Source organism: Nonomuraea sp. B19D2, assembly GCF_040137845.1.
Classification (GTDB): domain Bacteria; phylum Actinomycetota; class Actinomycetes; order Streptosporangiales; family Streptosporangiaceae; genus Nonomuraea.
On the sequence record NZ_JBEFAK010000066.1, the window covers coordinates 1 to 24,905 of the forward strand.

Genomic DNA, 24,905 nt, shown 5'->3' on the forward strand with positions numbered 1-24,905 from the left:
ACCACCCCCGGCGCTCCCCCCGTCCGCACCCCCGGCTCCTCGATTTCGTCCAGCGGCACGACGGGGTTGGCGTTGCAGGTGCTGCCGGGCGGCGGGCCCGCGAACACGGCAGTGGCGCTGGCGCGGCTCGGCACCCCCACCCGGTTCCTCGGCCGCATCTCCGGTGACGTGTTCGGCGAGCTGTTCCGCCGGCACCTCACCTCGTCAGGCGTGGACCTCTCGGCGTCCGTCGACGCCAAGGAGCCCAGCACGCTCGCCGTCGCCGCCCTCGACCCCGGCGGCCAGGCCGAGTACACCTTCTACGCCGACGGCACCGCCGACTGGCAGTGGAGCCCGTACGAGCTGGACCTGACGCGGCTCGGCCCGGTCGCCTGCCTGCACACCGGCTCGCTCGCCCTGGTCAGGGAGCCGGGCCGGACGGCGGTGGAGGCGTTCGTGAGGGAGGCCGCCGGGCACGTCACGATCTCCATCGACCCGAACGTCCGCCCCAGCCTCGCCACCCGGGAGGACTACCCGGTCTCCCGCTGGTGCGAGTGGGCCGACATCCTCAAGCTCAGCGACGACGACCTGGACTTCCTGCTGCCGGGTGTGCCGATGGAACGTGCCTGCGACACCTGGCACGCCGCCGGCGCCCGCCTGATCGTCATCACCAGGGGCGCGGCGGGCGCGCTCGTGTCCCTGGACGGGAAGAGAGCCCCGGTACGGGCGCCCAAGGTGAACGTCGTGGACACGGTCGGCGCGGGCGACTCCTTCACCGCCGGCCTCCTGCACAGCCTCTCCGCCAGGGGCCTCCTGGGCGGCCGCCTGGACGACCTGGACCTGGAGACGGCGGTGGAGGCGGCGGAGTTCGCGGCCAGAGTGGCGGCCCTGACCTGCTCGGTCGCGGGCGCCAACCCACCCTGGGCCGCCGCGCTGTGACCCGGCTCCCGGATCCCGTCATTCCGTCGGGACCGTTCGGTAGCCGTTCCAGACGAAACGGGCGGTTGTCACCGCGTCGTCCCCGTCGCCCGTGATGAGCTGGTGGATCGCGATCCCGTCGAGCTCGCGGTACTCGCACCACTCGTGGTCGGACGTGAGCACGAGGTCCAGCCCCAGGTCCACCAGCAGGTCGAACACCTGCCCCCGGTTCGCCTTGTCCACCCCCACGAACACCTCGTCCAGCAGGATGAACCGCGGGCACGCGGGATCGGTCTGGTAGTGCGCGGCCACGGCGGCGAACAGCGGCAGGTGCAGCGCGATCGCCTTCTCCCCGCCGGACAGCGCCCCGTGCAGCTTTCTCGTGAGCTCCTGCCAGCCCTGCCCGTCGCCGCGGTCGAGCTTGACCACGAAGCGGTGCCAGGCCGTGTAGTCGAGCACCTTCATGAGCTGGTCCTCCCAGCCGGCCGACCAGTTGCCGGCCCGGGCCTCCTCCACCCGGTCCCTGAAGAAGGCGTAGAGCGCCTCCTTGTCGGCCTCGCTCAGCCCCGCCGGGTCGCGCAGGAGCAGGTCGCGGGCGGCCCGCGTGCCGGACGGCTGGGTGGGATCGACCTGCCAGACCAGGCGGACGGCGACCCGGGAGGCGGTGCGGACGCGTTCCAGGCGCTGGTTCATGCTCTCCACCAGAGCGGTCGCCTGCCTGATCCGGTCGGCGAGGTGCCGCCGCGTGTCACCGGCCAGCGTCCGGTCGAACAGGTCCCGCTCCGCCTCCGTGATGTCAGAACGCCGCTCGTCGCGCTCCTTCCGCAGCGCCTCGCTGAGCGTCGCCGCCCCCGCCCGGACGCCGCCGACGGTGGCGGTCAGCACCTGCACGTCCTCGTCGGGCGCCAGCTCCAGGTCCGCCCGGCCGGCGAGGACCTCCCTGGCGTGGTGGAAGGCGTCCTGCAGCCGCGCCTCGGCCTCCTTGACGTTCTTGTGCTCGTACGGCACCGCCGCGAGCTGCCCCGCCACTGCCCTGGCCGACTCCAGCACGGCCCGCACCCCGGTGTCGCGCACCGGCCCGGCAGTCACCCGCGCGTCCGCCGGCAGGTGCCCGGCCATCAGGCGGCGGAACCGCTGCGACACCTCCTCCCGCACGCGGCCCGCCTCGGCGTGCTTCTCCGCGACCGTGCCGAGCTCGCCCCTCAGGCGGCCGAGCCGGGCGTTGAGCCGGGCCAGGTCGTCGTTGAGGGAGCGGATGAGGCGGCGGCAGGCCTGGTACGCGAGCTGCGTCTCCTGGAGCTGGTCCAGCACGCGCGCGTCCTCGGCGTCGACCGCGGACTCGACGGCCGCGAGCTTCTCCGCCACCACCACGGCGGCGGCCGCGGCGCTCTCGGCGCGCTCGACGGCTCTGACGGCGAGGTCCTGGTATTCGGCGGCGGTGCCGGCGGTGTGCCGGGCGCGTTCCCCGGCGGCGCGGGCGTCGGCCCGGCGGTCGTGCCAGGCGGCGCCGGCCGTCTCGGCGGCGCGCAGGGCCTCGTCCAGGTTGTCGAGCGCGGCCGGCGCGGTGGGCAGGGCGTGGCTCGCCGCCAGCTCGGTGAGCCGCCGCAGCGACCGGCCGGCCTCCTTCTCGCACTCGTGCAGGCGCTGCTCGTACGCCCGCAGCTGGTCCTCGAGCAGCGCGGCCTTCTTCACCGCGCCGTCGAGGGCCTCGACCGCGCCGGCGTACGGCCGCCTGTCGGGCCTGCGCCGCAGCTCGGCGGAGAGCGTGTCGCGGTCGGCGTCGACCACGGCGAGCAGGTGGTCGCACTCGGCGATCGTGCCCGCGAGATCGCCGAGCCGGTCGTCCAGCTCCGCGATGCGGCGGCGCCTGGCGCGCTCCCGGGCGGTGGCGCCGATGTAGGAGGGCTCGGGCTTGACCCACCGGCCCGCCGCCGGCCCGAGCCGCCAGGTGCCGTCGGCGCCGACGACCGCGGGATGGTCGACGCCGATCGCGCTGGGCGCGAACGCGATGCCCGCCAGCACCGTGTCGGCCCGCACCGGCGAGTCCGCCTCGGTGAGCAGCACGTGGGCCAAGCTGTAGCCGGGTGCGGGCTTGGCCAGCGCCGACACGGCGAACGCGTCGTGCTCCCCCGGGTCGAACCCGCCGTCCGGGCGCAGCCACAGGTCCAGCAGGCCCGCCGCCTCCAGCGCCGCCTCCACGCCCGCCTGCGCGACCGGGTCGAGGCCCGATCTGAACGCCACGGCCCGCCACAGCGGCGCTCCGGGCCGGCCCTCCCTGGCGGCGGTGTCCCGGATGTGCGACGTCGGCGGCTGGACGACGCCCTGGTCGTTGAGCCGTTCGCGGTCGCGGGTCAGCTCGGTGCGCTCGGCCAGCAGCTTGTCGCGCAGGCCGATCAGATGCTGCTCGCGGGCGGCCAGCCGGACCGCCGCCGCCGTGCGGGCGGCGGCCACCAGCTCGTCGGCCTGCTCAAGCAGTTCGGCCGTGCCCGCCAGCTCTTCCGGGTCGAGCTTGAGCTGCGTGCAACCGCCCGCCCAGTCGGCCAGGGCGGCAGCCAGGTCGCGGGCTCGCTCGTCGCGCAGGCGTTCCGCCTGTTCGTGGGCCGTCTGAGCGGCGGCGTGGGCGTCTCGGGCGCGGTCGCGGTCCTGCTCGGCGGCGGTGCGGCGCTTGATCGCCTCGTGGTGCTCGACGGCGCCGGCCCGTACCTCGCGGATCTGGGCGGCCCGGCTGGTAACGGCGGCCCGCAACAACTCCCGCGCCCGATGCACGGCATCCTCGCCGTCGAAAACACGCCCGCCCTCGGGTACGCCTCCCCTGCCGGATGCAGGCCCGCTTCCCGGCGCGCGCCCCCCATCGGACGCGCGGCCGACGTCCGGCGCGGCGGCACCGGCTTGCGCGCCACCAGGTCCGGCCTGCGTGACGCCGGGCCGGGGCGCGTCCGGGAGACCCTCGGGCTGGCCTCCGCCGGGATCGCCGGTCGTCCAGATGGAGCCCGCTCGCTCGGACTCCTCGTGGGCGGCGAGAAGACCCGCGCGTTCGGCCGCGTGGCGGGCCTCCGTTCTGGCGCGGTCAGCGAGGGCGGCGGCGGCGCGGGCCGCGGCGTCGGCCGCGGAAGCGTGCTCCTGCTTGGCGGCGGCGGCGCGGGCCGCCGCGCCCGCCTGGTCGCGGAGGCGAGCGGCCGTCTCGTGGGCGGCCTGCGCCTCCGTACGGAGCCGGTGCAGCTCGGAGCCCGCCCGGTACGCCTCGCTCTCCTTGAGCCCGTCGATCTGCGCGGCCAGCGCCAGTTCCTGCGCCTCCTCCTCGCCCAGCCGCGCGGTCGTGGCGGCCAGCTCGCCTTCGACCTCCTCGAGCGTTTCCCGCCTGGCCTCCGCCTCGGCGGCTAGCGAGTCCAGGGCGTCTCCTGCCGACGTCACCGCCGCGGCGGCGGCCCGCAGGACGCGCTGGGCGTAGCCGCGCTGCCGGGTGGCGAGCCGGTCGGCCTCCGCCACGTCGCGGTCGAGCAGCCGCAGCTCCTCGCGCTGCCGGTCGAGCCGCTCGAACCCTTCGGCGATCTCGTGGATCTCCCCTTCGCCGAGCGGCGGCAGGGCGCTGGACAGCAGGTCGGACAGCAGGCCGGGATCGAGGCGTTCGGACAGCTTGGGAGTGCGCAGCTGGCGCAGCGCGGTAAGGAGCGAGTCGTAGCGCTGCTCGTTGAGCGCCGGGTAGAGCGTCTGCCGCACGACGGCGCGGTAGGCGTCGGCGGACTCGTGGACGGTGCCCGACGTGCCGAGCTCCTCGATGAGCTGGGCCTTGGTCAGGGGCTGACCGCCTTCGCCGGTGAGCCTGATGCCGTCGGGGGCGTCGACGCGGGCCTCGGCCGTGAAGTAGACGGCGGTGACGTTCTTGGTGTGGATGGTGGCCTGAAGCCGGGCGCCGCAGGTGAACCAGCGGCCGTCGGCGTGCCGGAACTCCAGCCACACGTAGCCGACGCGGGTGGTGCCGCCGGCGCCGTCGCCCATCAGGTTCCAGTGCATGGTGCGCTCGGTGCCGCCGAACGTGGACAGCCGGCTCGGCTTGAGGCTGGCGTCGAGCACGTACGGGAACAGCAGCTCGAGCACCTTGGACTTGCCGCTGCCGTTGGGCCCGCGCAGCAGCAGCCGGCCCCGGTGGAACTCGAACACCTCGTCGTAGTAGCGCCACACGTTGAGGATGCCGGCGCGTACAGGGACCCAGCGGGCGTCCATTCCGTGCGCGGCGCGGGCGGCGGCGGTGAGCTCGGTGACTGTCATGAATCCTCCTGGACGGCCGTGTCGACCCGGTAGCGGGCCGCGGCGGGCAGGGCGGCGATCCAGTCGCCCGTACGGCGGGCCAGCCCGAACATCGTGAGCACCTCCAGCGCGTCCGCGGCCAGCCGCGGCCCGCCCTCGTCGGACTGGTACGCCCTGGCCCACAGCGGGAAGCGGCGCAGCAGCTCCGTGGCCTCGGCGTCGAGGCGGGCGGCGGTGACGGGGCCGGCGGAGACGAGCAGGTCGAGCATGAGCAGGGCGGCCACCTTGGCGTGGCTGCCGTCGTCGGGGAACCTGGTGTCCGTGGCGGTGGCGTCGGTGTCGATGAGCAGGAGGCCCTCGGCACGTTCCTCCAGCACGAAGCCGGCCTCCTCCGCGGCGCGGCGGATGAGCCGGCGGCCGGTGAGCGAGGCCGCGTAGGCCGCCTGATCGGGGGTCAGCTCGTCGCGGTAGACGACTGGCTCGTCGAGCAGGCGGCGGATGAGCGAGTGCCTGGCCCACAGGTTGCGCTGGGTCTCCGTCGGCTCCTCGCCACCGTACCGCGCCTCGGTGGTGAGCGCGCCGCAGCGGTCCCCCTCCCCGGAGGCGATCCTGGTGGGAGGCACCGGGGCGGCGAGGAGCCTGATCACGCGGGTGGTGTCGACGCGGTAGAGCACCTTGGCCCCCTCGTCGTCGAGGTAGGCGTCGGTCGCGCCGTCCATGGCGATGATCGCGCCGTAGTGTTCGAGCAGTTTGAGCGCGTCCGCGAACGCGGCCCGCTCCTCGCCCCTGACCGGGTCGAAGGCGGGCACCTCCGCCTCCACCGCGGCCGCCTGGACGACGCGCTGGGCCAGCATGCCGATCGTGGTGACCGGCGAGGTGAGCAGCTCGGCCGCGCACAGGCAGAGCAGCGTGTAGCGGCGGCGGTCGAACGGGGCCCTGGTGGCGCGGTGGCGCCGGGCGGGCCGGGTGGCGTCGGCCTCGGACCTGACCTTGACCAGGCGGGCGTACCCCTGGCGCGGCTCCACGACCAGCCGCCAGCCGCAGAAGTAGTCGAACCACTGGATCAGCGGCTGCCGCCGCTTCGTGATCAGGTCGAAGGCGGCGGGGTCGTCGTGCTGGGACACGAGGGGCCGGCGGAGCAGGGTTCTGATCGCCCGGGCGATCTCCTCCTTCTCGGCCCTGACGAGCTGGTTGGCCAGGCTGCTCATGCGCCCGCCGCCCGTCTGCGCTCCTCGGACATCCGGCCGCGGGACCCCTCGAGCGAGCGTACGTCGATGAGGTAGTCGGGTCCCCGGAACCAGCCCGCCGAGGTGCGCAACACCGCCACCGCCCCGTCGTCGGGAGCCCGCAGCACGATCTCCACCCGCCCGTCGGAGGTCACCGCCCGCCGGAACCCGGTCGAGTCGGGCCGCTCGGCCAGGGCCCTCCCGAGCAGATCGAGCAGCCGCCCGAACGTGTCGTGATCGATCTCCCCCATCTGCGACAGCCGCATGGCCCCGGTGGTGGCCAGCGCCGACCAGGCGGCCTCCAGCTCCGCCCGCTCCTTCTCGGCCCGTGCCCGGCGCTCGGCCCGCAAGCAGTCGACGTCGCGCACCCTCCCCGTGCGTCCCATCCGCTCGTTGCGCCCGCGTGCGCGCAGCAGCGCCGACACCTCCACGGGCTCGGCCTCCGACCACGGCACCCCGGCCGGGATCAGCTCGGCGTCCGCGTGCCCCAGGTGGGCGTGCCGGGACGAGCCCAGCCCGAACGCCGCGTCCCACAGCCGGTGCGCGTCGTCCTCGCTCGGCGCGCCCGCGAACCAGCGGGCCAGCGTACGGAAGTCGGCCGCGGCGCTGGAGGAGCGGCGGCGGGAGTCGGTGATCCGGTCGAGCACCTGCAGCAGCGACACGATGGCCCGCCGCGCCACGTCATGGAGCAGCCGCACCCGCGGGACCCCGCCGTCGTCGGGCGCGAACCACTGCCGCAGCCCCTCCCACCTGGCCGCCCGGGCCGCGAGCCACGCCGTGGCGTGGTCCGTGCCGGGCGCCTCCGGCAGATCGGCACCGTCGAGCGCCCGCGCGTGCAGCACGTCGACGCCGTGCCCGGCCACCGCGCCCAGGGCGGCGGCGATGGTGTCGCCGCGCTGCTCCAGATTGCCGGCGAACTCCTGCAGGTAGGCCACCGTGGCGCCCTTGACCTCGTGGTACGTGCTCAGCTCCGCCGCCTCGACGCGCAGCAGCCGCTGCAGCTCGCCGTTGAACCACTTGGTGTTGTCCCGCAGCCCGTCGAGGTGGCACTCCAGCTCCTGCAGGGCGGCGAAAATGCGCCGGTTGCGCCGGGGATCGGGATCGCGCAGCAGCCCGTCCAGCTCCCCCAGCCGGTCGGCGATCGCGTCGAGCACCGCGGTCTGCAGCGCTCCGGACGAGGTCAGCACCGCCATCGCGTGCCGCGCTCCGGCGAAGGCCGCCTCGCCCCGCCTGGTCAGCGCGTACTGCAGGTTCTTGCGCTCGTACTCCTCTGCGGTGGCAAAGCTGCCCGCGTGGTTGAAGATGACGTCGAGCAGCCCCCACCCCGCGAGCTGCTTGAGCGTCCCGGCCAGCTCCTGCTCGCCGACCGGCGCGTACCACCCGACCGTCCGCAGCCGGTCCCGCACCTCGTCCATCGTCAGCGCCGTCTCGAGCCGCTCGCCGGCCTCGCCGAAGGCGTAGAGCACCGCCGTGTGCAGGTCGGCCCGCTCGGTGGTGGCGAACCGGAACATCTCCGGCGGCACCCGTGGCTGCTCAGCCATCGCCCCGCTCCCCTCGCCGCACGATTGCCACGCGGGGCACCATAGCGGGAAGCCCCCGCGCAACGGCCACGGTTTGCGAGCAGATCACACGGGTACTGCGGTGGCATTGGAAGGGGGCCCGGGGTGGCGGAGTTCGAGGCGACGCGTGGCATGCCCGCGAACAGCACAATCGTGTACGGCGTCGCGTCCGATGTGGACATCATGGACAGATGGCTCCCACAGGGCCTTTCGGTCGCCGACGCCGGCCCCGGCACCCTGGAGGCCGCCGGCGACCTGGTGCCAGGACCGGGGCCGCACGAGGGGCTGTTCCGCGCCTCCGAGGAGCAGCTCCGGGTGGAGTGGGGCGGCCGCGACCACCCTGACTACGCGGGCTGGCTCCAGGTGTCCGACGCGGCCGGCGGCACGAGCGAGGTGACCGTGCACATCTCGCTCCTCGACGAGCCCGACTCGGGGGCACGGGCCGACGAGGTGCGCGAGCTGCTCGACCGCTCACTCGACCGCCTGGCCGACGAGGTGGCCAGGCGCCTTTCGGCTTGAGCCCGCCTTTGCGGAGACCCGCCGAGCTCTTGGGCCTGCGCCGGGCTAGTCGTCGAGAGCCAGCGTGAGGCGGCGGGCCAGGCCGGTGTTCCTGCGGTGGCCCAGCCGGTGGACCGCCATCTCCAGCGCCTCCCGCTGGCCCACCAGCACCACCCACGCCTTGGCCCGGGTCACCAGCGTGTAAAGCAGCTTGCGGCGCAGCATGATCCCGCCGGACTCGGCGACGATCGGCGCCACCACGAACGGGTATTCGCTGCCCTGCGACCGGTGCACGCTGATCGCGTAGGCGTGGGTCAGGTCGTCCAGCTCGTCGAAGCCGTAACGCACGCTCTCGCCGTCATCGGTCAGGATCTCGATCACGCGCTCCTCCAGCACGACCGCCGTGACCGTGCCGGTCTCCCCGTTGAAGACTCCTTTGTCGTAGTTGTTGCGGATCGGCATGACCCGGTCGCCCACCCGGAAGACCGACGCGCCCGACCAGTGCTCCGGCTTGTCGTCGGCCGCCGGGTTGAGCTGGTCCTGGATCAGCCGGCCGAGCGCCGTGGCGCCCGTCTCGCCCTTGCGCATCGGGCACAGCACCTGCACCTGGCCGGGCTCGACGTGCTGCTTGCGCGGGATCGCCACCATCGCCAGGTGGGCCACGCGCCGCGCGACCTGGGCGGGATCGTCGAGCTCCTCGAACCAGAACCCGCCGCCCGCCGTGCGGACCGGCAGCCGGCCGGCGCGGATGCGGTGGGCGGCGTCGATGATGCCGCTGCCGCCCGCCTGCCGGAAGACGTGGGTGAGCCGCACCCGCGGGATCGCCTCGGCCCGCAGCAGGTCGGCGAGCACGTCGCCGGGCCCGATGCTCGGCAGCTGGTCGCTGTCGCCGATGAGCAGCAGGTGGCTCCCGGAGGGCACGGCCGCGGCCAGCCGGGTGGCCAGGTGCAGGTCGAGCATGGACGCCTCGTCGACCACGACCAGGTCGGCCTGCGACGGCCTCTCGTCGAACAGCGTCTCGGGGTCGGGATCGGGCTGCTGGGCGAGCATCCGGTGGATGGTCATCGCGGGCAGCCCGGTCAGCTCGGACAGGCGCTTGGCCGCCTTGCCCGTGGGCGCCGTGAGCGTCACCGTGCCGCCCGCGGCCCTGACCGTGGTCGCGATGGCCTTCACCGTGTGGCTCTTGCCGCACCCCGGGCCGCCGGTGATGACGGAGACGGTGCTGGTCAACGCCATGTTGACGGCGGCACGCTGGTCGTCGTGGAGCCCGGGGTCGTCGCGGAAGGAGCGCAGGGGCAGGGTCGAGCGGGCCCGCATGAGCCGGGTGATCTGCTCGGTCAGCGCCACCTCACGGCTGTGCACGTGCTTGGCGTACACCACCGGCGTGCCCGCCGGGTCGGGGCCGGCCTCCACGACCACCCTGCGGTCGGCGACCAGCGCGTCGATCACCGGGTGCATGAGGGCCTGGTCCTGCTCGATCAGCTCCGCCGTCTCCCTGACCAGCGTGGACACCGGCACGTAGCAGTGGCCGTCGCGGCTGCCGGCCGCCTCCAGCCGGTCGAGCAGTGCCGCCTTGACCCGCTGCGGGCTGCGCTCGGGCACCCCCGCCTGCAGCGCGATCTTGTCGGCGATGCGGAACGCGATCCCGCGCACCCGCCCGATCAGCCGGTAGGGGTCGGTGGCCAGGACCTCGTCGGCGTCCTGCCCGAACGCCTGGTAGATCTTGGCCGCCAGCAGCGGGCTGACCCCGAGCCCCTGGAGCGTCACCATCAGCGCGGCGATCGCCTTCTGCTCCTGCCACGCCTGGACGATCTGGCCCTGCCGCTGCGGCCCGATGTTGACGACCTCGGTGAGCCGCCCGGGCTCGCTGTCGATCACCTTGAGCGTGGCCTCGCCGAAGTGGTCGACGATCGCGTACGCCAGCCGCGGCCCGATCCCCCTGATCAGCCCCGACCCCAGGTAGATCCGGATGGCCCGCACCGACGAGGGCGCCACCCGCTCGCACCCGCTCACCGCGAACCGGCGGCCGTAACGCGGATGCCTGCCCCACTCGCCGAACAGCCGCAGCGTCTCGCCCGGCTGCACGCCGGCCAGCGCCCGGCCGGTGGCCACGAAGTCGGGCTCGCCGTCGGCGCTCATGCGCGCGACGGTGTATTCGTCCTCCCGGACGTAGACGAGCTGCTCGACCGACGCCTCCACACGAGAGATCCAACCACCCACCACCGACAAACGGCCAAACAGCAGCCCCGCTACCTGTGGTGAGCCGCTGGACGCGGCTCACCATAGATCTCCGGTTCGGTGTCGCCCCATGGCTCGCCGTGCAGCGGGTGCAGCGCCTTGGTCGCGTCCAGCCAGATGAAGGCGTCGTAGCGGCGGCCGACGACCGTGGGCAGGTAGTTGCCCCAGCGCTCCCGCTCGGGGTGGTACACGACGCCGATCGCCCGGTGCGCCATCGGCTCGTCGTAGAAATCGGCCCTGGATCCTTCGGGCGGCACCACGAACAGGGCCTCCGGCGCGGCGGCGGCCTCGTGCAGCAGCGCCTCCAGGGACGCGGGCCGCGCGGGCGGCACCCGCATGACGTGGTGCTGGGCGCCCCACCGGTCGGCGGCCACCACGGACCCGTGATGGGTGCCGAACCCCACCAGCACGGCGTCCTCGCCGTACCGCTCCCGGGCGAGCTGCCCGAGGTTGGTCATGCCCGCGGCGGCCATGTCGGTGGCGCGGGCGTCGCCGATGTGCGTGTTGTGCGCCCACACCACGCCCTTGGCGTCGTGGAAGTCCGCGATCCTTTCCATGGTGTCGGCCATGTGGACGTCCCTGACGTTCCAGGACTTGGGGCCGCCACGCACCATGGTCCGGTAGTAGCGCTCGGCCCCGGCCACGATCTCGGCGTTCTGCCGGGCGCTGAATCCCCGCTCGTCCTCGGGAGCCGCCCGGATCACGGACTTGAGCAGGGTCACCACCTCGTCCTCGCAGGTCTCCGGGATCAGCCGGGTGGCCAGGCCGTACTGCTGCGGGTCGTGGCCGTACGCCTCGAAGCAGTACAGCGCGTCCATGACGGACTCCATCTCGTCCGGCAGGTGGGCGGCGGCGTAGCGGTGCACGGCGCGCAGTGACTCCCACAGGCTGTAGACGTCCAGGCCGTGGAAGCCGCAGCGTTCGTCCAGCGGGAAACCGGCGTTCCAGCGCCGCAGCCACCGGCAGAACTCCACGACCTCGTGGTTGGCCCACATGAACGTCGGCCAGCGCTGGAACGCGTAGAGCGCCTCGAAAGGATCGGTGTCGCCGGTTACGGCCCGATGCACCTGTTCGCAGTCGGGCCAGTCGCCCTCGACCCCGACGAACCCGAATCCCTTCTCGGCGATCAAGCGGCGGGTCAACTCCACCCGCCAGGCATAGAACTCGTGCGTGCCGTGGCTGGCCTCACCGATCAGCACGAATCTGGCCTCGCCCACGCGCTCCAGCAGCGGGTCGAGGTCCCCCGGGCCGATCAGCGGCACCGCCGACCGGCGCACCTCGTCGAGAACCGTCATTCGTCCTCCTCCGCGAGCATCCGCAGGCATTCGCGGGCCAGCTGCAGCTCCTCCCGCACCTGGATCACCATGACGGGGACGGCCGCGCCGAACGCGCTGACCGGCCCGTCGTCGTGGCGGTTGCCCATGGCGGGAGGCTCGATGCCGAGCAGGCCCAGCCGGCCGCAGACGGCCTCGCGTACTTCAGGCTGGTCCCAGCCGATCTCCCCTGTGAAGACCAGCGCGTCGATCCGCCCCAGCGCGGTGGCCGCGGCGGCGATCTCCCTGCTCACCCGGTGGCTGAACACGCCCAGCGCCAGCTCGGCCGCGGCGTTGCCCTGCTGCGCGGCCGCCACCAGGTCGCGCGTGTCGCCCGAGAGGCCGCCCGACAGCCCGAGCAGGCCGGAGCGCCGCTCCAGCCCCTCGCCCAGCTCCTCCAGCGTCAGATGGCCCGCGGACAGCAGCCACAGCAGCATCCCCGGGTCCACGCTGCCCGAGCGCTTGCTCATGGGCAGCCCGTCCAGCGGCGTGAAGCCCATGGAGGTGTCCAGGCTGCGCCCGCCCGACACCGCGCACACCGAGCATCCGCCACCCAGGTGCGTCAGCACCAGGTCCAGCTCGGTCAGCGGCTTGCCGATCAGCTCGGCCGCCCGGTCGGCCGCCCACGCATACGACAGGCCGTGGAAGCCGTAGCGGCGCAGGCCGAACCGCTCCCGCCAGGAGAGCGGCAGCGCGTAGACCGCGGCCTCCTCCGGCAGCCCGGCGTGGAAGGCGGTGTCCGGGCAGAGCACGTGCGGCACGGCCGGCAGCTCCTCGCGGGCCGCCTCCAGCAGGGCCAGCGCCGGCGGCAGGTGCAGCGGCGCCAGGCTGGTCAGGCCGCGCAGCGCCACAGCCGTCTCGTCGTCGGCCACGACCGGAGCGCGTACGAGGTCGCCGCCGTGCACGAGGCGGTGCGCCACGGCACGGATGTCGCGGCCGAAATGCCCGCCGAGGAACCCCGACAGCTCCTCCCGGGCCGAGCCCGGGTCGATGGCACGCTCGGCGTGCGCGCTGTCCAGCACGCAACCGCCCTCCACGAGGTCGAGGCGTAGGCTCGACGAGCCGGCATTGACGGTGAGCACCGCCGCCGACTCCGTCACCTGCTCGTCGATCGCCCGGCTCATGCCCGCTCGGCTACCCGCCGACGAAGCCACAAAACGGGACGAAACTCTGGGGCGCCCGCTTTACTCCCGTCAGGGGTTGTCCCGTCTGGACCTCGGGTAGGCGTGCGCCATGGACATCACCCTGCAGGTGAACGGCGTGTCCCGCGCGGTGGACGTGGACCCCCGGATGTCGCTGCTCGACCTGCTGCGCGAACGGCTGGCCCTGATCGGCGCCAAGAAGGGCTGCGACCACGGGCAGTGCGGGGCCTGCACGGTCCTGATCGACGGGCGGCGCGCCAACTCCTGCCTGGCGCTGGCCGTCGCCGTGGACGGCTCGGAGATCACCACTGTCGAGGGGCTGGGCCACGAGGACGACCTGCACCCCCTGCAGGCCGCGTTCATCGAGCACGACGCGTTCCAGTGTGGCTACTGCACGCCGGGGCAGCTCTGCTCGGCGGCCGGGATGCTGGGCGAGCCGGGCCCGAGCGCCGTCACCGACGACATGCTCGCCGACCCCGGCCTGACCCCGGAGGAGATCAGAGAGCGGATGAGCGGAAACCTGTGCCGGTGCGGCGCCTACGTCAACATCGTCAGCGCGATCGCCGAGGTCGCGCCGTGAAGACGTTCGAGTACGCCCGCGCCGAGAGCCCGTCGGACGCGGTACGCAGGTTCGGGCCGGGCGCCATGTATCTGGGCGGCGGCACCAACCTGGTGGACCTCATGCGACTGGGAGTGGCACAGCCGGACCACCTGGTGGATGTCAGCAAGCTGCCGCTCGACACGGTCGAGGAGGTCGGCGACCGGGTCCGCGTCGGCGCCGCCGTCCGCAACAGCGATCTGGCGGCCGATCCCCTGGTGCGCTCCCGCTACCCGATGCTGGCGCGGGCGGTGCTGAGCGGCGCGTCCGGCCAGGTGCGCAACATGGCGACGGTCGCCGGCAACCTGCTGCAGCGCACCCGCTGCCCGTACTTCCAGGACGTGACCAGGCCGTGCAACAAGCGCGAGCCCGGCTCCGGCTGCCCGGCCATCGAGGGCGACCACACGAACCTGGCCGTCCTCGGCACCTCGCACGCCTGCGTGGCCACCCACCCGTCGGACATGGCCGTCGCGCTGGCCGCGCTGGGGGCCGAGGTGCACGTCACCGGCCCGGGCGGTGACCGGATCATCCCGATCCCGGGGCTGCACCGGCTGCCGGGAGACGCGCCCGAGCGGGACACCGTGCTGGAGCCGGGCGACCTGATCACCGCCGTGGAGCTGCCCGCGCCGCCGGCGGGCGCCTCGATCTACCGGAAGGTACGCGAGCGGGCGTCGTTCGCGTTCGCCCTCGTGTCGATCGCCGCCGTGCTCGACGTGCGCGACGGCGTGGTCGCCGGGTGCCGCCTCGCGCTCGGCGGCGTGGCCCACGTGCCGTGGCGGGCCGAGCGTGCCGAGCAGGTGCTGATCGGCGGCCCCCCGACGGGTGAGGCCTTCCTCACCGCGGCCGAGGCGGAGCTGGAGCAGGCCCGGCCGCTCCCGCGCAACGCGTTCAAGGTGCCTCTGGCCCGCAACCTGATCGTCCGCACGCTCGAGGAGCTGGCACAGTGAACCGCATCGAGGGCCGCGTCAAGGTCACCGGGCTGGCCACGTACGCGGCCGAATACCCGGTCGAGGGCGTCACCTACGCCTGTCCCGTGCAGTCGCGGATCGCCAAGGGCAGGATCAAGCGCATCGACGGCCGGGACGCGCTGGCCATGCCCGGCGTGCTGGCCGTGCTGTCCAGCGAGGACCCGCCCCGGCTGGCCCGCGAGGCAGCGGGCGAGCTGGCGCTGTTCCAGAGCCGCGACGTCGCCTATCGGGGCCAGTTCGTGGCCGCCGCGGTGGCAGACACGTACGAGAACGCCCGCGCCGCCGCGGACGCGATCGTCGTCGAGTACGAGCAGGACCTCCACGACGTGACCCTGCGCGCCGACCACCCCAACCTGTACCAGCCGGAGACCGTCAACCCCGGTTTCCCGTGCGACACGGTGAAAGGCGACGTCGAGTCCGGGCTCGACGCGGCCGAGACCAGCATCGACGTGATCTACACGACCCCCGTCCTGCACAACAACCCGATGGAGCCGCACGCCGCCCTGGCGGTGTGGGACGCCGAGGGCCGGCTGCTGGTGTACGACACCGCGCAGGGCACGTCCTCGAGTCGCGACCTCATCGCGAAGACGCTCGGCCTGCCCAGGGAGCAGGTCCGCGTGGTGTCCAGGCACGTCGGCGGCGGCTTCGGCTCGAAGGGCACGACCAGGCCGCAGGCCGTGCTGGCCGCCCTGGCCGCCAGGGACGTCGGCCGCCCGGTCAAGATCGTGCTGACCAGGCAGCAGATGTACGACGTGACCGGCTACCGTACGCCGACGATCCAGCGGCTGCGGCTGGGCGCCGACGCGCAGGGCCGCCTGACGGCGGTGGAGCACGTGGCCTACGAGCAGAGCTCGACGCTGGTGGAGTTCGCCGAGCAGACCGCGACCCCGGCCCGCGTCATGTACGCCACGCCCGCGCTGCGCACCGCGCACCGGCTCGTCCGGCTGGACGTCGCCACCCCGTCGTGGATGCGCGCCCCGGGCGAGTGCCCCGGCATGTACGCGCTGGAGTCCGCCATGGACGAGCTGGCCTACGCCGCCGGCCTCGACCCGATCGAGCTGCGCGTCATCAACGAGCCGGAGACGGAGCCGGACAGCGGCCTGCCGTTCAGCTCCCGCAGCCTGGTCGCCTGCCTGCGCGAGGGGGCCCGCCGCTTCGGCTGGGACCGGCGCGACCCGGGGCCCGCGCTGCGGCGGGACGGCGAGTGGATGATCGGCACCGGTGTGGCCTCCTCCACCTACCCGGCCCTGCGCCAGCCGTCGAGGGCCCGCGTCACCATGCGGGAGGGCGACTTCCTGGTCCAGCTGGCCGCCGCCGACATCGGGACCGGCGCGCGTACCGCGCTGACCGGGATCGCGGCCGAAGCGCTGGGCGTCGCGCCCGAACGCGTGCACGTCGAGCTGGGCGACAGCGACCTGCCGGACGCGCCGCTCGCGGGCGGCTCCATGGGCACGGCTTCGTGGGGCACGGCGATCGTGCGCGCCTGCGAGGCGCTCAAGGTCAACGGCACGGAGGGCCGCGCGGACACCACCGAGGAGATCAAGCGGGACGCGGAGCTGGCCAGGCACGCGTTCGGCGCCCAGTTCGCCGAGGTGCGGGTGAACTCCGTGACCGGCGAGGTACGCCTCTCGCGCCTGCTCGGCGTGTTCGCGGCGGGGCACATCGTGAACCCCAAGCTGGCCAGGTCCCAGTTCATCGGGGGCATGACGATGGGCATGGGGATGGCGCTGATGGAGGAGACGTTCACCGACGAGGAGTTCGGCGGATTCCTCCGGCGCGACCTGGCCCAGTACCACGTCCCGGCCTGCGCGGACGTGCCGGACATCGAGGCGGTCTGGCTGGATGAGCAGGACGCCGGGCTCAACCCCATGGGCAGCAAGGGCATCGGCGAGATCGGCATCGTCGGCACGGCCGCCGCCATCGGCAACGCCGTGTACCACGCCACCGGCCATCGCGTGCGCGACCTCCCGATCACCCCGGCCAAGGTCCTCAATCTGATGTTTTAGCCCGCCTTACCAAGGAAGGAGGATTCCCTCGTTCCAGAGGTGGGAGGCGGCGTGCAGAACGAGTCGGACCAGGAGCGTGCGGACCGGAACTTCGTGGAGCTCCTGCAGGGCGCGCGCGTGGCGGTGACCGGGGTGCAGGTGCTGTTCGCATTCCTGCTGACCGTGCCCTTCTCGCCCGGATTCACCAAGCTGGACCTGACCGACCGCTGGCTGTTCTACGTGGCGCTGGTCAGCGCCGCTGTCGCGTCGATCTGCTACATCGCGCCGACCGCGCAGCACCGCGTGCTGTTCAGGCAGGGGCGCAAGGAGACGCTGGTACGGCGCTCCAACTTCTACGGCATCGTGGGCGCGCTCGCGCTGGCGATCTCTATGACCACGGCCACCATGCTCGTGATCGACTACCTGTTCGGCCCGGCGCTGGCCTGGACCACCGCGGGGATCCTGGCGGCGCTGGCCCTGTGGACCTGGTTCGGCCAGGCGGCGCTCAACCGGTCGGACGGAGGGGATCAGTCCTCGGGCGGGAGCTCGGTGTCGTCGTCGGCCCGCTCGCGCGAGTAGGCCGCCCGCGCCACCACGTACGCCGCCACCGACACGGTGATCACCTGCGAGACGCCCGCCAGCAGCAGCGGCCCGGCGTTCGCCCAGGTGGGCCGGTGCAGCCACATGGCCAGCAGCACCAGGAGCACGCCGAGCACCTGCGGTTTGGTGCCCGCGTGCATCCGGTCCAAGGTGGTACGGAAGCGGACGAGCCCCACCCCGGCCGACAGCGCCAGCGCCGCGCCCAGCAGCAGGCAGGCCGCCGCCGCCACGTCGAGCGCGCTCATCGTGCCTGCCTCATCGTTCCTGCCTCATCGTGACCGGCCCGAGAAGAACCTGGCCAGCGACACGGACCCGACGAAGCCCAGCAGCGACAGCACCAGCAGGATCGGCAGGTCCGAATAGTCGTCCATGACCACGGCGAACGCCCCGACGACGCACATCGACAGCGAGGTCAGCACGTCGAACGCCACCGCCCGGTCCAGCATCGTGGGCCCGCGCCCCACCCGGTAGAGCGTGGCGAGCGCCGCGCACCCGAGCAGCCCGAGCGTCACCAGGTACACCGTCGTCATGGCCGCTCCCGCCTGTCCCGCGTACGCCGCCGTCATGGCAGCTCCTGCCTGTCGCGCCAGGTGCCGAAGGCCGCCACGACGCGCGACTCCAGCCCGGCCACGTCCGCCCGCACGGCCTCGGTGACGTCGCCCGGGCGGCCCAGCACGTGCAGGACCAGCTCGCGCTCCGCGGGGTAGGCCTCCACCACGAGGCTGCCCGGCACGGTGGACAGCGCGATCATGATCACCACGGTCATGGACTCCGACGATGTGCGCAGCCGTACCCGGACGATCTGGGCGGGCGGCACGCCGGGCCGCACCACCCAGAGCACCACGCGCGCGGTCGAGACCACCAGATCCCGGCCGAACCAGAGCAGGAAACCCACCAGCGCCACCGGGTGGATCCTGATGCCCGGGTCGAGGACGGGCAGCGGCAGCAGCGACGTCACCACCAGCCCGGCCACCAGCCCGCCGAGCACGTTGCCGGCCGTCAGGTCGCCCCACAGCGTCACCCACACCACCGCCAGCCAGGCGACCAGCGCCAGCCGGGGCTTCACGGCCGCCTCCCGAGCACGGCCGCGATGTACGGCTCGCGCGCCGACAGCTCGACGGCCGCCCGGTGCGTCAGCGCCGTCAGCGGCCCAGCCAGCACCGTGAACGACAGCCCGATCGCGACCAGCGCCGCCACCGCCGCCGACAGCGCCACCGGAAGCGCGGTCGTCGTGACGGTCGCGTCCTCGCCGGTGTACTCCTCGCTCTCCACGACCGTGCCCACCCGTTCGGCCCGCGGGCCGCGCCAGAACGCCTTGCCCCACGTCTTGGCGACGGCGTACAGGGTGAGCAGGCTGGTCATCAGGCCCGCCACCACGAACACGACGGGCAGGGCGCGGCCGTCGGCCAGGCTCGCCTGCACCAGCAGCAGCTTGCCGAGGAAGCCCGACATGGGCGGGATGCCCGACAGGTTCATGGCAGGCACGAAGAACAGCAGGGCGAGCAGCGGCGCGGTCGTCATCAGACCGCCCATTCTGGACACCGACGTGGTGCCGGTGCGCCGCTCGACCAGCCCGGTCACCAGGAACAGGCTCGTCTGCACGGTGATGTGGTGGAGCATGTAGAAGATCGCCCCCGCCAGCCCGGCCACCGTGGACAGGCCCACGCCGAACACCATGTAGCCGATGTGGCTGACCAGGGTGAACGAGAGCATCCGCTTGAGGTCGGTCTGCGCGACCGCGCCCAGCACGCCCGCCAGCATCGTGGCCAGCGCCACCCACATGAGCAGTGTGGACACCGGCCCGCCCGGGAACAGCAGCGCCTCCAGCCGGATGATCGAATAGACGCCGACCTTGGTGAGCAGCCCGGCGAACACGGCCGTGGCCGGGGCGGGCGCGGTGGGGTAGGAGTCGGGCAACCAGGCCGACATCGGGAAGATCGCCGCCTTGATCGCGAAGGCCAGCAGCAGCATCAGCTCCACCAGGATCGCCACCTGGCCGGGCAGCCTGGCGAACCGTTCGGCGAGCTGCGCCATCGACAGGGTCCCTGTGGCGGCGTACGTGATGGCCAGCGCGATCAGGAACAGCATCGACGAGGCGAGGGCCATCAGCGTGTACGTCGCGCCCGCCCGGATCCGCGACTCGGTGCCGCCGAACGTGAGCAGCACGTACGAGCCGCTCAGCAGCAGCTCGAAGGCCACGAACAGGTTGAACAGGTCGCCAGACAGGAACGCGTCCGCCACCCCGGCCACCATGACCAGGAAGGCCGGGTGGAAGATCGCCATGGGGGCGTCGTGCTCCTGCTCGGCGTAGGCGTTCGCGACCGAGTAGACCATGACGCAGAACGTCACCGCCGACGACACCAGCAGCACGAGCGTGGACAGGCGGTCGGCCACCAGGCAGATGCCGATCGGCGCCGGCCACCCGCCCAGGTCGGTGACCAGCGGCCCGCGTGCCTCGGCCGCGGCCAGCAGCAGCGCCGACACGACGACCGAGACGGCCAGGGTGGCCAGGCTGATGAGCGACTGCAACCGGCGCAGCCGCCCGCCGATCGCCAGCTTCACGCCGGCGGCCAGGAGCGGCAGCAGCACGGGCACGCACACCAGGCTCTCCATCACCCGCACCCCACCGGCCCTCCAGAGCAACCGGGCCCCTCACGGCGGGATGCGCGCTCGCCCGCCGTCGCGGGTCGCGGTCCTTGGGAGAGCGGGCAGTGCGGGACCGGCCGGTGCATGGGTCAGTCCTCGCCTTCCAGCTCGGGGTCCTGGGCGAGGGCCTGGCGCTCCCGCTCCTCCCTGATGGCCGCCCTCATCTGCCTGCGCGCATCCCGCTGGCGCGCCTTGAGCCTCCTCCGCAGCGCCCGCTCACTGGCCGCCTGCTCCTCCCGCCCCCGCGTGTACTGCTCCCGCAGCTCCTCGATGCGCTCGAGGTTGTCCATGACCGTGTCGTCCCGGAGCCCGGCCTCCTCGAAGCGCCGGTGCAGGTCCTCCTCCGACAGCCCCTCCTGCCGGCGGTCGCGCATCCACTGCTCGAGCTCGATGTGCACCCTGTCGATGCGCCGTTCCAGGTCGGCCTCCTGCAGCCGTTCCCGCTCCGCCTGCTCGGCCTCCAGCCGGGCCAGCTCGGCCCGCTGCTCGGCGAGTAGCCGCCGGTAGGCGTTCTGCCTGGCGCGTACGGCGTCGCTCAGCTCGCCGCGGCGGGCGCGCAGGCGCACGCGCCGGTCCTCGGTGTCGTCCTGGACCTCGTCGCTCCCGCACAGCTGCCACGACCGGTGCACCAGGGCCAGCAGGAACGCGGTCACCCCCAGGGTGATCACGATGGCGGTCAGCACCATGGCCTGCGGCAGCGGGTCTGCGATCCCGCGCGCGCCCACGTAGGGCGGGCCGCCCGCGCCGCCGCCCGCGGTGACGATCAGCAGGTTCACGCCGTTGCCCAGGACGATGACGCCGGCCAGCACGCGTACCAGGCTCCGCTCCAGCAGCAGCGTGACCCCGGTGGCGATCATCGCGCAGCAGGCCAGGAACGGCAGCAGGGTGACGGTCACGTGCGCTCCTCGGCGTCGATCTGCCGGTCCAGCTCGGCGCCGAGGCCGCGCAGGAGGTCCTGGACCATGCCGACGACGGACACGTACACGCCGAGGTCGAAGAACAGTCCGGTGCTCAGGTGCAGGTGTCCCGCCAGCGGCACGGTCACGTCCGTGGCCAGCAGGTCCAGCGCCGCCCGGCCGAACAGCAGCCCGGCCAGCGCCGTGCCGGTCGACAGCGTGAGCCCGACGCCCATGAGCACGCCCGCGTGCACCGGGACGGCGGCGGCCAGCTCGTTACGCCCGCCCGCCAGGTAGCGCACGGTGATCGCCATCCCGGCCACGATGCCGCCCGCGAACCCGCCGCCGACCGCGCTGTGCCCGGTGAACAGCAGGAACACCGACAGCACCAGCACGGTGTGGAACGTCAGTCTGGCCGCCACCTCGAAGGCCAGCGCCCGCTGCCCGCGCGGGAGCCTGGCCGACAACCAGCGCGTCCGCTCGGTGGGCACGTGCGGGCTCGGCTCGATGTGGTACGACCTGCGCCGCAGGAACACCAGGCTCGTCACGCCCAGGGTCAGCACGATGAGCACCGTGCTCTCGCCCATGGTGTCCCAGGCGCGGATGTCGACGATGAGGGCGCTGACGATGTTCCTGGCCCCGGCCTGCTCGGCCGCCGGCCCCATGAGCGCGCCGATCGGCTGGGCGCTCCGCGCGCCCATCGCCAGCATGCCCGCGCCCGTGACCACCACGGCCACGGCCAGCCCGAGCCCCATCCTGAACCAGAACGGCAGCCGTCCCCTGACCGGTGGGCCGATCGGCAGCCGCCGCAGCACCAGCGCGAACACGACCAGGCTCACCGTCTCGGCCAGGAACTGGGTGAGCGCCAGGTCGGGCGAGCCGTGGACGAGGAACAGCAGCGCCGTGCCGTACCCGATGAGGCCCACGACCACGCCCAGGAGTATGTACGGGCGGGCGAACAGCGCCAGCGCGGCCGAGGCCACGATGAGCACGGCGACGACGGGCTGCTCGGGGCGCTGCCAGGCGACGACGGGCACGTCGAGGCGGGGCGGGCCGCCGGACACGAGGGAGAACACGCCGACGCCGATCGCGGCGAACAGGGTGAGCATGAGGTAGTCGGGCACGGATCCGCGCTGGACGAAGCCGGTGAGCTGGATGGCGAAGCGGTCGAGCCGGCGTACGAGCGACCAGAAGACCTGCCCGGAGTCGAGCACGTGCAGCGCCGCCCCTGCCCTGGCCACGGGCTCCCTGGCCAGGAACAGCACCACTCCGGCCGCGACCGACACGGCCGACAGCAGGAGCGGCCAGGAGAAGCCGCCCCACAGCACAAGATGCGCGACGTGTCCCTCCTCACGAAAAGTCGCGATATATCCGGACAGGGCGCGGCCGTACCACGGCGCGAACGGCGCCAGCGCCAGGCCGAGCACCGACAGCAGCGCGGCGGGGGCGAACATGGCCACGGGCACGCGATGCGTCTCCCGCGCCGCCACCCCCGGCTTGTCGCAGAACGCCCCCCACAGGAACCGCAGCGTGTACGCCGCCGTCAACGCCGACCCGGCCACCACACCCGCCAGCGCGAGCGGCGCGTCCATGAGCGTCTCCAGCGCGGCCTCCTTGCCCGCGAACCCCGCCAGCGGCGGCAGCCCCAGCATCGAGGCCCCGGCCAGCACCGCGACCCCGCACACCCACGGCATCGACCGGCCGGCCCCGCTGAGCTCGCGCAGGTCGCGGGTGCCCGCCATGTGGCCGACGATGCCCACCACCAGGAACAGGGCGGCCTTGAACAGCGCGTGCGCCAGCAGCATGGCCGCCCCGGCCAGCGCCGCGCCCCCGGTCCCCGAGCCGAACAGCACCGTGAGGAGGCCGAGCTGGCCGACCGTGCCGTAGGCGAGCAGCCGCTTGAGATCCGTCTCGCGCAGCGCCCGCCACCCGCCCAGCAGCATGGTGACCACGCCGAGCGGCACGGCCACCTCCCGCCAGGGCGCCACATCTCCGAGCGCGGGCCCGAGCCTGGCCAGCAGGTACACGCCCGCCTTCACCATGGCGGCCGCGTGCAGATACGCGGAGACGGGCGTGGGGGCGGCCATGGCGGCCGGCAGCCACATGCTGAACGGGAAGATCGCCGACTTCGACAGCGCGCCGGCCAGGATGAGCACGACGGCGACGGGGTTCACGTGGGGCGGGTGCGCGACGATGTCCGAGATCCGGTAGGTGCCCGCGGCCTGCCCGAGCAGGACGAATCCGGCCAGCATGGCGAGCCCGCCGAACGTGGTGACCCACAGCGCCTTCATCGCCGCCTGCCTGCTCGCCCTGCTCTTGGGGTCGTACCCGATGAGCAGGTAGGAGCAGACGGTGGTCAGCTCCCAGAAGACGTACAGCAGGAGCAGGTTGTCGGCGGCCACCAGCCCCAGCATCGACCCGGCGAAGCCCGACATGAAGACGCCGTAGCGCCCGAGCCCCTCGTCGCCCCGGGGGAAGTAGCGGGCGCTGTAGATCATGATCAGTGCGCCCACGCCGGTGACCAGCGACATCATGAGCACGGCCAGCGCGTCGACGCGGAAGGCCAGCTCCAGCCCGATCGAGGGCGCCCAGGTCCGGCTCTCCCGCGCGGGCAGCCCCAGCGCCGTGGCGAGGAAGGCGGCGGCGGGAGGGAGCGCCAGCACGGCCAGGGACGCGCGCCTGACCAGCCAGGGAGCGCAGACCGCCGCCACCGCGTGCAGGACCAGCAGCGACTCCATGGGCTCCTCGGGAGGGTATTTCCGACTACGTCCGCCAATCTCTCCCGTCAGAGCTTCGCCACGGTGCAGGCACGGCCAGGGTTGACCCGAACGACACCAGTCCCACACCGTGGTGTGGGACTGGGTACAGGGTGTTCAGCCCTTGGCCCCGCTTGAGCGGCGTCGCGGTCCGGATGCGACACCCGGGGACGGCTCAGGGTGCACCGGAAGGAACACCGTGACGGCGACGGAGGCCGCGGCGAGCACGGCCATCGCCGCCGCGGGCGAGGTCCGCTGGGCGAGCGCGCCCGCGAGGACCGCGGCGACGCCCTGCATGGCGACCATGCCGGAGGAGTGCAGGCCGAGCGCGTGCCCGCTCAGCTCGTCCGGGGTCAGCTCCATGAGGCGGGGCTGGAGCAGCAGGGTCGCCGCGTACCCGATCGAGGCGAGCGTGACGGCCGCCGCCGCGACCGGGGTCGCGGGGCTCAGGACGAAGATCAGGTACGGGACCGCGAGCAGCAGGTGCAGCGGGATGACGAGCCGTGCCCGCCACGCCGGCGGGATGAATCGCCCGGCCAGCACGTCGCCGGCCAGCATGCCGGCGGCCGCGCAGGCGAAGAGCAGGCCGGCCTGCTGGGGGGCGTACGGGACGAAGAGCGACTCGCAGCCGACGACCAGCCCGTTCGGCACCCAGAGGGCGAGGTAGACGCGGCGGCGCGGCCTGGACGACCACAGCAGGGCGTTGCTCCGCCAGGTCTCGGCGGGCGAGGGCCGTCCTGTCGCGCGGGGCGGGTGTCTCCTGAGCCCGCCCATGGCGGCGGCCGCCACCAGGTAGAGGGCGGCGCCGGCCAGCAGCGTGCCGCGCGGCGACAGGACGGAGACCAGCACGCCGCCGACGGCGAACCCGCCGACCTGCATGGCTCCGTTGGCCATGTTGAGCGCGGAGCGGCCCAGCAGGTACCCGCCGCCGGCGAGGATCTCGTTGAGCAGGCCGTACCGGACGCCGCCGCCCAGCGACGCGAGTACGCCCTGCGCCAGCAGGATCACGAGCGTCGCCCACACCGGCAGGCCGGGGATCGACAGTGCGGCGGTGCCGAGCGCGAGGACCAGCGCCAGCCCGGCCAGCGCGGCACGCGGTGGCAACCGGTCGGCGGCCGACAGCAGCGTCGCCGCCCCGGCCACCTGTGCCAGCGCAGGGCCGAACATCGCCAGCCCGGACAGCAGCGGGTTCCCCGTGGCGGCGTAGACGAGCGTGCCGAGGGCGAGCCCGCTGACCGTCTGGGCCGCCACCTGGGCCGCGGATCCGACGAAGAGGGGCGTGAACTCCGGAGTGCCGAATAACTCCCGGTATGTGCGCATGGGCCGGGAGTCTCGATG

The 24,905-nt window shown here is 73.4% G+C and carries 19 protein-coding genes; 6 read left to right on the forward strand and 13 right to left on the reverse strand.

The window, feature by feature from the left end; all coding sequences use genetic code 11:
- Positions 1-918, forward strand: a 918-nt coding sequence (locus ABN273_RS53745; RefSeq protein WP_502911311.1) for a carbohydrate kinase family protein, incomplete at its 5' end; no start/stop codon positions are given.
- An 18-nt stretch (positions 919-936) separates the two neighbouring features.
- Here the strand turns inward: ABN273_RS53745 and ABN273_RS53750 are convergent.
- Genes ABN273_RS53750 through ABN273_RS53760 form a run of 3 tightly spaced genes read right to left on the reverse strand, consistent with a single transcriptional unit; the run spans position 937 to position 7,909 of the window.
- Positions 937-5,163 carry a TIGR02680 family protein gene (locus ABN273_RS53750; RefSeq protein WP_349457500.1) on the reverse strand — a complete coding sequence of 1,409 codons (4,227 nt, stop codon included), beginning with the start codon at positions 5,161-5,163 and terminating at the stop codon, positions 937-939.
- Entirely contained in the window at positions 5,160-6,350 is a 1,191-nt protein-coding gene (locus ABN273_RS53755) for a TIGR02678 family protein (RefSeq protein WP_349457501.1), read from the reverse strand. The genes ABN273_RS53750 and ABN273_RS53755 overlap by 4 nt, the downstream gene beginning before the upstream one ends.
- Positions 6,347-7,909 carry a TIGR02677 family protein gene (locus ABN273_RS53760; protein ID WP_349457502.1) on the reverse strand — a complete coding sequence of 521 codons (1,563 nt, stop codon included), beginning with the start codon at positions 7,907-7,909 and terminating at the stop codon, positions 6,347-6,349. The genes ABN273_RS53755 and ABN273_RS53760 overlap by 4 nt, the downstream gene beginning before the upstream one ends.
- A 123-nt stretch (positions 7,910-8,032) precedes the next feature.
- Between ABN273_RS53760 and ABN273_RS53765 the strand changes: the two genes are divergently transcribed.
- On the forward strand, positions 8,033-8,446 hold the full coding sequence (locus tag ABN273_RS53765) for an SRPBCC family protein (protein ID WP_349457503.1): 414 nt from the start codon (positions 8,033-8,035) through the stop codon (positions 8,444-8,446).
- A gap of 45 nt (positions 8,447-8,491) precedes the next feature.
- Here ABN273_RS53765 and recD2 read toward each other — a convergent pair whose 3' ends face one another.
- From recD2 to ABN273_RS53780, 3 genes are read right to left on the reverse strand one after another with little or no spacing between them, the layout of a single operon-like run.
- Positions 8,492-10,624, reverse strand: a complete 2,133-nt coding sequence (gene recD2 / locus ABN273_RS53770) for an SF1B family DNA helicase RecD2 (RefSeq protein WP_349457504.1) — start codon at positions 10,622-10,624, stop codon at positions 8,492-8,494.
- A 50-nt stretch (positions 10,625-10,674) separates the two neighbouring features.
- Positions 10,675-11,958: an erythromycin esterase family protein gene (locus tag ABN273_RS53775; protein ID WP_349457505.1), complete on the reverse strand. Its 1,284-nt coding sequence runs from the start codon at positions 11,956-11,958 to the stop codon at positions 10,675-10,677.
- On the reverse strand, positions 11,955-13,100 hold the full coding sequence (locus tag ABN273_RS53780) for an acetate/propionate family kinase (protein WP_349457506.1): 1,146 nt from the start codon (positions 13,098-13,100) through the stop codon (positions 11,955-11,957). Before ABN273_RS53780 ends, ABN273_RS53775 begins: the two co-directional genes overlap by 4 nt.
- 109 nt (positions 13,101-13,209) lie before the next feature.
- Here ABN273_RS53780 and ABN273_RS53785 point away from each other — a divergent pair, with 109 nt between their 5' ends.
- From ABN273_RS53785 to ABN273_RS53800, 4 genes are read left to right on the forward strand one after another with little or no spacing between them, the layout of a single operon-like run.
- Positions 13,210-13,698 carry a (2Fe-2S)-binding protein gene (locus tag ABN273_RS53785; protein ID WP_349457507.1) on the forward strand — a complete coding sequence of 163 codons (489 nt, stop codon included), beginning with the start codon at positions 13,210-13,212 and terminating at the stop codon, positions 13,696-13,698.
- The gene (locus ABN273_RS53790) at positions 13,695-14,663 is read left to right on the forward strand and encodes an FAD binding domain-containing protein (RefSeq protein ID WP_349457508.1); all 969 of its coding nucleotides are present in this window, start codon (positions 13,695-13,697) and stop codon (positions 14,661-14,663) included. Before ABN273_RS53785 ends, ABN273_RS53790 begins: the two co-directional genes overlap by 4 nt.
- Entirely contained in the window at positions 14,660-16,690 is a 2,031-nt protein-coding gene (locus tag ABN273_RS53795; RefSeq protein WP_349457509.1) for a xanthine dehydrogenase family protein molybdopterin-binding subunit, read from the forward strand. The genes ABN273_RS53790 and ABN273_RS53795 overlap by 4 nt, the downstream gene beginning before the upstream one ends.
- A 51-nt stretch (positions 16,691-16,741) precedes the next feature.
- Entirely contained in the window at positions 16,742-17,248 is a 507-nt protein-coding gene (locus ABN273_RS53800; RefSeq protein ID WP_349457510.1) for a DUF6328 family protein, read from the forward strand.
- On the opposite strand, the gene mnhG is transcribed toward ABN273_RS53800, so the two are convergent.
- The 7 genes from mnhG to ABN273_RS53835 form a co-directional block, all read right to left on the reverse strand.
- On the reverse strand, positions 17,197-17,514 hold the full coding sequence (gene mnhG, locus ABN273_RS53805) for a monovalent cation/H(+) antiporter subunit G (RefSeq protein WP_349457511.1): 318 nt from the start codon (positions 17,512-17,514) through the stop codon (positions 17,197-17,199). The two genes, ABN273_RS53800 and mnhG, sit on opposite strands and share 52 nt — an antisense overlap.
- Positions 17,515-17,538: 24 nt before the next feature.
- Positions 17,539-17,835, reverse strand: a complete 297-nt coding sequence (locus ABN273_RS53810) for an MrpF/PhaF family protein (protein WP_349457512.1) — start codon at positions 17,833-17,835, stop codon at positions 17,539-17,541.
- Positions 17,832-18,335 carry a Na+/H+ antiporter subunit E gene (locus tag ABN273_RS53815; protein ID WP_349457513.1) on the reverse strand — a complete coding sequence of 168 codons (504 nt, stop codon included), beginning with the start codon at positions 18,333-18,335 and terminating at the stop codon, positions 17,832-17,834. The genes ABN273_RS53810 and ABN273_RS53815 overlap by 4 nt, the downstream gene beginning before the upstream one ends.
- Entirely contained in the window at positions 18,332-19,882 is a 1,551-nt protein-coding gene (locus ABN273_RS53820) for a Na+/H+ antiporter subunit D (protein WP_349457514.1), read from the reverse strand. Before ABN273_RS53820 ends, ABN273_RS53815 begins: the two co-directional genes overlap by 4 nt.
- A gap of 122 nt (positions 19,883-20,004) precedes the next feature.
- Entirely contained in the window at positions 20,005-20,811 is an 807-nt protein-coding gene (locus ABN273_RS53825; RefSeq protein WP_349457515.1) for a Na(+)/H(+) antiporter subunit C, read from the reverse strand.
- On the reverse strand, positions 20,808-23,549 hold the full coding sequence (locus ABN273_RS53830) for a Na+/H+ antiporter subunit A (RefSeq protein WP_349457516.1): 2,742 nt from the start codon (positions 23,547-23,549) through the stop codon (positions 20,808-20,810). The genes ABN273_RS53825 and ABN273_RS53830 overlap by 4 nt, the downstream gene beginning before the upstream one ends.
- Positions 23,550-23,684: 135 nt before the next feature.
- Positions 23,685-24,887: an MFS transporter gene (locus ABN273_RS53835; protein ID WP_349457517.1), complete on the reverse strand. Its 1,203-nt coding sequence runs from the start codon at positions 24,885-24,887 to the stop codon at positions 23,685-23,687.
- Between the last annotated feature and the right edge of the window lie 18 nt (positions 24,888-24,905).

Excerpts from the sequence above, each read along its gene's own strand:
- ABN273_RS53775 (WP_349457505.1), bottom strand. The coding sequence starts at position 11,958 with ATGACGGTTCTCGACGAGGTGCGCCGGTCGGCGGTGCCGCTGATCGGC.
- ABN273_RS53810 (WP_349457512.1), bottom strand. The coding sequence starts at position 17,835 with ATGACGGCGGCGTACGCGGGACAGGCGGGAGCGGCCATGACGACGGTG.
- mnhG (WP_349457511.1), bottom strand. The coding sequence starts at position 17,514 with ATGAGCGCGCTCGACGTGGCGGCGGCGGCCTGCCTGCTGCTGGGCGCG.
- ABN273_RS53820 (WP_349457514.1), bottom strand. The coding sequence starts at position 19,882 with ATGGAGAGCCTGGTGTGCGTGCCCGTGCTGCTGCCGCTCCTGGCCGCC.
- ABN273_RS53750 (WP_349457500.1), bottom strand. The coding sequence starts at position 5,163 with ATGACAGTCACCGAGCTCACCGCCGCCGCCCGCGCCGCGCACGGAATG.
- ABN273_RS53785 (WP_349457507.1), top strand. The coding sequence starts at position 13,210 with ATGGACATCACCCTGCAGGTGAACGGCGTGTCCCGCGCGGTGGACGTG.
- ABN273_RS53755 (WP_349457501.1), bottom strand. The coding sequence starts at position 6,350 with ATGAGCAGCCTGGCCAACCAGCTCGTCAGGGCCGAGAAGGAGGAGATC.
- ABN273_RS53830 (WP_349457516.1), bottom strand. The coding sequence starts at position 23,549 with ATGGAGTCGCTGCTGGTCCTGCACGCGGTGGCGGCGGTCTGCGCTCCC.
- ABN273_RS53780 (WP_349457506.1), bottom strand. The coding sequence starts at position 13,100 with ATGAGCCGGGCGATCGACGAGCAGGTGACGGAGTCGGCGGCGGTGCTC.
- ABN273_RS53760 (WP_349457502.1), bottom strand. The coding sequence starts at position 7,909 with ATGGCTGAGCAGCCACGGGTGCCGCCGGAGATGTTCCGGTTCGCCACC.
- ABN273_RS53835 (WP_349457517.1), bottom strand. The coding sequence starts at position 24,887 with ATGCGCACATACCGGGAGTTATTCGGCACTCCGGAGTTCACGCCCCTC.